At 42.5% G+C, this 5,822-nt stretch carries 5 protein-coding genes; all 5 read left to right on the top strand.

Annotation, left to right across the window (positions count from 1 at the left end):
• Nucleotides 1-1,248 (top strand): DNA gyrase C-terminal beta-propeller domain-containing protein (locus tag AC1DVB_RS24790; RefSeq protein ID WP_477591419.1); only part of this gene is annotated, 1,248 nt, incomplete at its 5' end.
• 309 nt (nucleotides 1,249-1,557) lie between these two features.
• Nucleotides 1,558-3,153, top strand: coding sequence for a long-chain-fatty-acid--CoA ligase (locus tag AC1DVB_RS24785; RefSeq protein ID WP_377332726.1), 1,596 nt, complete (start codon nucleotides 1,558-1,560; stop codon nucleotides 3,151-3,153).
• A 45-nt stretch (nucleotides 3,154-3,198) separates the two neighbouring features.
• Nucleotides 3,199-4,350, top strand: a complete 1,152-nt coding sequence (locus AC1DVB_RS24780) for an acyl-CoA dehydrogenase family protein (protein ID WP_057277807.1) — start codon at nucleotides 3,199-3,201, stop codon at nucleotides 4,348-4,350.
• Nucleotides 4,351-4,376: 26 nt separating this feature from the next.
• Nucleotides 4,377-5,552 (top strand): acyl-CoA dehydrogenase family protein, encoded by a 1,176-nt coding sequence (locus AC1DVB_RS24775; RefSeq protein ID WP_057277806.1) that lies wholly within the window; start codon nucleotides 4,377-4,379, stop codon nucleotides 5,550-5,552.
• 20 nt (nucleotides 5,553-5,572) lie between these two features.
• Nucleotides 5,573-5,822, top strand: a 250-nt coding sequence (locus AC1DVB_RS24770) for an SDR family NAD(P)-dependent oxidoreductase (protein ID WP_477591416.1), incomplete at its 3' end; no start/stop codon positions are given.

Raw genomic sequence — 5,822 nt, 5'->3', positions numbered from 1 at the left:
GACAAACGGAACGCTAAAGATAACCTCATAGCTAAATTTGCTTTTACAGAAGCGCAAGCTGAAGCCATTGTCTCCTTGCAGTTATATAGGCTGACAAATACGGATATTACAGCACTTGAGGCAGAGGCAGCGGAATTGAAGGACAAAATTGAAGAATTGACAAAGATTCTTGGAAGTGAAAAGGTTCTTCTTCAAGTAATTAAAAAAGAACTTCGATTCATTAAAAAGGGTTTTGATGACGGACGGCGTTCCAAAATCGAAAAAGAAATTGAAGAAATCAAAATAAATCTTGAAGTCTTGATTGCGAGTGAAGACGTAATGGTTACCGTGACGAAAGAAGGCTATGTCAAACGGACATCGTTACGATCTTATGCAGCGTCAGGAGGGCTTGATTTTGGCATGAAGGATTCCGATCGACTGCTCCAGAGGCTGGAGATGAATACAACAGATGTCCTGTTGCTGTTCACGTCCAAAGGGAACTACCTCTATTGTCCAGTTCATCAGCTTCCTGATATTCGCTGGAAGGAAACCGGTCAGCATATCGCTAACATCATTCCAATCGACAGGGAAGAGCAAATCATAAAAGCGATTCCAATCAAAGATTTTACCATGCCGGAATTCTTAGTTTTCATCACGAAAAATGGTATGGTGAAAAAGACAGAATTAGCTTCCTATAAAGCTCAGCGTCATTCAAAACCGCTGGTTGGTGTCAATTTAAAAGGTGACGATGAACTGGTCGATGTCCATCATACGAATGGACAGGCTGACCTTTTCCTAGTCACTCATAATGGCTATGGTTTATGGTTTGATGAAGAAGAAGTAAGTGTTGTCGGTGTCCGGGCAGCAGGAGTCAAAGGGATTAACTTGAAAGAAAATGACTATGTCATTGGCGGAAAGGTTTTGGCCAAGGATAGTAAAGAATCGATCTTTATCGTTACACAGCGCGGGGCCATTAAGAAAATGAAATTAACCGAGTTTGAAAAAACGAGCCGGGCAAAACGCGGTGTCGTGGTCTTGAGGGAATTGAAATCGAATCCTCATAGGGTCATTGGTTTCGATATCATTAACAAAACCGACAGTCTATTCATTCTTTCCGAAAAGGGAACCATTGAAACGATTCATGCCGCTTCATTAAAAAATCATGATCGATATACGAATGGATCATTTGTTTTTGATGAAACGGTTAGTGGAAAGGCGAAAGAATTATGGAAAATATCATTGGAAGATGACACCGCCATGGAGCAGTGAATCATTTTTTGAACGGGATGCTGACCTTGATCAGCATCCCGTTTTATTTTCCTGAAAATGATCAGTATATCCACAGGCCAGCACTACTGTTGGGTCTTTGAAAGCAAGTTCTTAATTCAAAAATGAGTTATTGAGTCAAATTTAAATCCTAGAATTATGAACCTGGAATTATTAAAAACGCAGCAAATAATTCAATTTTGAATTTTAGCATTAACTGAATCAACGTATCAAAACGATTTATTTTTGGCACACTCCTTGCATGTTGTTAGTATGACTTCTTTATTTTTGAATGAAGAAAGGGGAGGACAAATGGATAGACCTTGGATAAAGCATATCCCGTCCGGAAATCCAATAGAGATTGATATTCCTGAAATTTCATTGACAGAACTATTTTTTCAATCAGTCGAACAGTATTCGGATAATACAGCGGTAACGTTCATCGAGAAAAGGTATACATATTCAGAGTTGGGGAAGTTAGTGAAAAAATGTGCCCGCTTGCTTGCTGATGAAGGGATTGGAAAGGGAGATCGTGTGGCTATCATGCTTCCTAATTGTCCCCAATATCCAATTGGTTTTTTTGGAACTCTTTTGAATGGAGCCATTGTTGTCCAAATCAATCCAATGTATAAGGCGTACGAATTAATGCATGTCCTGAAAGATTCAGGTGCAAGGCACATCATTGTACTCGACGATTTATTGCCCATAGTTGAAACTGTCATAGCTGAAACCGATGTTGAAAAGGTGTTGAGCGTGTCGCTGGAAAAGGGCAAATGTGAAATGACAAAAAAACTGCTATCTGTTACAGAGGCGGATTTCACTGTGGAGATTGAACCTGCTAGAGATGTCGCCGTCCTCCAATATACTGGAGGAACGACAGGGCGTTCTAAAGGCGCGATGCTAACCCATCGTAATATCGTAGCCAATACGCTGCAAAGTGCAGCCACTTCAAGAATCAATACTCAAAAGGGGAAGGAAAGGGTACTGGGCGTTTCCCCATTATTTCATGTTTACGGCATGACTTCAGGGATGAACCTGACGTTTTATAATGGCGGGGAATTAATTCTTGTATCCCGATTTCAGGTAACGGAGATCGTCGATATTATCACTAATCTTAAACCGACTATTTTTCCAGGGGTACCGACGATGTATATTGCTTTATTACAATATTACCAGTCCCATCCATTTGATTTGCATACTTTGACATCTTGCGTTTCGGGTTCGTCACCATTGCCATTGCATGTATTGTCAAGGTTCAGCGAACTTAGTGGAACAAAGATTGCTGAGGGCTATGGACTGTCCGAGGCGTCACCAGTCACGCACCGGAATCCAGTCAGCGGCCTGCAAAAACCAGGAAGTATCGGGATTCCGATACAAAATACGGATGCCGCCATAATTGACAGCATTACAGGAGAGCCAGCCCTCTTGGTTGATACACCAGGTGAATTGGTCATAAAGGGTCCACAGGTAATGAAAGGTTATTGGGGCATGCCTGAAGAGACGAAGAAGACGATTCAAAACGGATGGCTGCATACCGGTGATATGGCCAAGATGGATGAAGATGGCTTCTTTTACATTGTGGGACGGAAGAAAGAGATGATCATCGCAGGCGGATTTAATATTTATCCAATTGAAATTGAAGATATACTATACAGCCACCCTAAGGTTCTGGAAGCTGCCGTCTTTGGCGTTCCCGATCAATATCGCGGTGAAACGGTACATGCAGCGGTAGTTCTAAAACCAAGTGAAAGAATAACTGAAAACGAATTGAAGGATTATTGCCGAAAGCAGCTCGCTGCCTTCAAGGTCCCAAAAGCAATCACATTTGAAAGTGAACTTCCGAAGACGGCGGTCGGTAAAATTTTAAAACGCAAGCTTCAAGAAAAACATATCGCTCATTCGAACTAGATATGAAAGCGTTAACAACCAATTCGTAGATAAAGGGGAATGCAAATGGACTTTCGCTTAGATGAAGACATCCTGCTACTTAAAGAAAATATACGCCAGTTTATCGAGGAACAAATCGATCCATTTTCCATGCAGATAGAGGATGAAGATCATATCCCGGAATCCATCATAAATTTATCGAAGGAAATCGGGCTATTCGGACTTAGTATCCCGGAAAGGTATGGCGGACTCGGAATCGGGATGGTGGGAAAATGTGCTTTATATGAGGAAATCGGTAAAACACATAATGGATATACCACTCTGATTGGGGCCCACACCGGTATAGGGACGGTAGGGATAGTTGAAATGGGCAATGAAATGCAAAAGGAAAAATATCTACCAGATATGGCAAGCGGTAATAGAATTGGCGCTTTTGCTTTAACTGAGCCTGCAGCGGGGTCCCATGCTACGAATCTCAAAATGACGGCGGTCAAAAATGGCGATAAATATATTTTAAATGGTACCAAGCATTATATAACGAATGCAGATGTAGCAGATATTTTTACAGTTATGGCCGTTACGGACAAAGATAAAGGGGCGAAAGGGATCACCTCATTCATAGTAGAAAAGGATTTTCCGGGTTTTAGAGTTGGTAGCCTGGAAAGGAAGATGGGTCTTCGAGGCTCACATTCGGCCGAATTATTTTTTGAAGATTGCGAGGTTCCTGCTGAAAATGTACTGGGGGACGTCGGCCAAGGGTATGTAAATGCCTTGAAAATCCTTGCAAATGGCCGGGCAGGCCTTGCTGCCCGTAATTTGGGGTCCTGTCAATACCTGCTCGATCTTTCTACCAAATATGCCACAGAACGTGAACAATTCAATGTCCCGATCATTGATCATCAAGCCGTATCCCATATGATTGCCGAGATGGCAATGGAAATAGAAGCACTTCGCTCATTCACATACAGGGTCGCATGGATGGTCGATCAGAAAGAAAAAATCATTAAAGAAGCGGCCATGCTTAAGTTGTATGGTTCGGAAGTATATAATCGTGTCGCTGATAAGGCCGTACAGATTCATGGCGGGATGGGATACATGAAGGATTATCCAGTTGAACGTTTCTATCGGGATGCCCGAATCACCAGAATATATGAAGGTACGTCCGAAATCCAAAAAAATATCATTACCGGACAATTGAAGAGAAAATATCAAAACTAGTCTAATTGGAAAGCGGAGGGGTTAATATGGATTTACGACTATCAGATGAACAAAAAATGGTACAAAAAACAATACGCAAGTTCGTGGAAAATGAATTGATTCCATTGGAAAATGAAGTGCTTCGCAATGAAATGGCAGGGAAACCTAGTTTACCAGAGGGGACATTGAAAGATTTACAGGAAAAAGCAAAAAAAGCGGGGTTTTGGGGCATCAATACCCCGGAGGAATATGGCGGGGCAGACCTAGGTCAGCTCATGATGGCAATTGTCTTGATGGAAGTGTCAAAAACGTTTGTACCATTCAGCTTTGGAGGTTCGGCTGATAACATCCTTTATTATGCAAATGAAGAACAGAAACAGAAATATCTGATCCCTACTATTAATGGTGAGAAAAAGTCCTGTTTTGCCATGACGGAGCCGGGGGCTGGGTCCGATACGCGAAATATTAAAATGACGGCAGTAAAAGAAGGAAATGAATGGGTGCTTAACGGAGAAAAAACATTCATCACTGGAGGAAATGATGCCGATTTCGTCATGGTCATTGCCGTAACTGACAAAGAACGTCATCAAGCAACCGGGACGGAAGGGGTAACCTGTTTCATTGTAGACCGTGATATGGGCTGGAGATCAGAATATATCAATACGATGGGAGAATGGGGACCGGCCGGTTTAGTTTTTGATAATGTCAGGGTACCCGAAGAAAACATCTTGGGGGAAGTGCATGGCGGTTATAAACTAGGCTTGGAATGGATTGGGTTTGCAAGATGGATCGTGGGCGCACGTGCTGTCGGTTCTGCGGAAAGATTGCTGCAAATGGCTATAGAATACGCTAAAGAACGAGTAACTTTCGGTAAACCGATTGCTGAGCGCCAGGCCATTCAATGGCAGATAGCTGATTCGGCCGTAGAAATTGAAGCTGCTAGATGGCTTGTATTGAATGCGGCTTTTACACTTGATAATGGAGAAGACAACCGCCATTTAGCTTCAATGGCTAAACTCTATGGAGCCAATATGGGGAATCGTGTCGTTGATCGTGTATTGCAGATTCACGGTGGCATGGGCTATACGAAGGAGCTTCCCATCGAACGCTGGTACCGCGAAGCCAGGCTTTGGAGGATTTATGATGGTACGGATGAAATACAGCGTATGATCATTTCCCGAAATTTGATTAAGGGACATGTTAAAGTAGGGCAATTTTTATAATAGATTAGGAGGAGACGATTATGACAGGGAKATTTTCAGGGAAAACGGCTTTAGTTACAGGTGGAAGCAGGGGGATTGGCCGGGCGATCGTCGAACTGTTTGCCAGTGAAGGCGCAAACGTGGCGATTATCGATATCAACGAAGAGGTTTTGACAGCAACAGGAAATGAACTAAGGGATAAGGGTTATACCATTTTTACCAAAGTGGCCAACGTGGTCAATCCAGAAGAGGTGGAAGCATCGATAAAAGAAATAGCCGACACATTCGGAT

It is taken from the genome of Peribacillus sp. P4_D6 (genome assembly GCF_056401795.1).
This window is presented reverse-complemented; position numbering and strand designations above follow the sequence as displayed.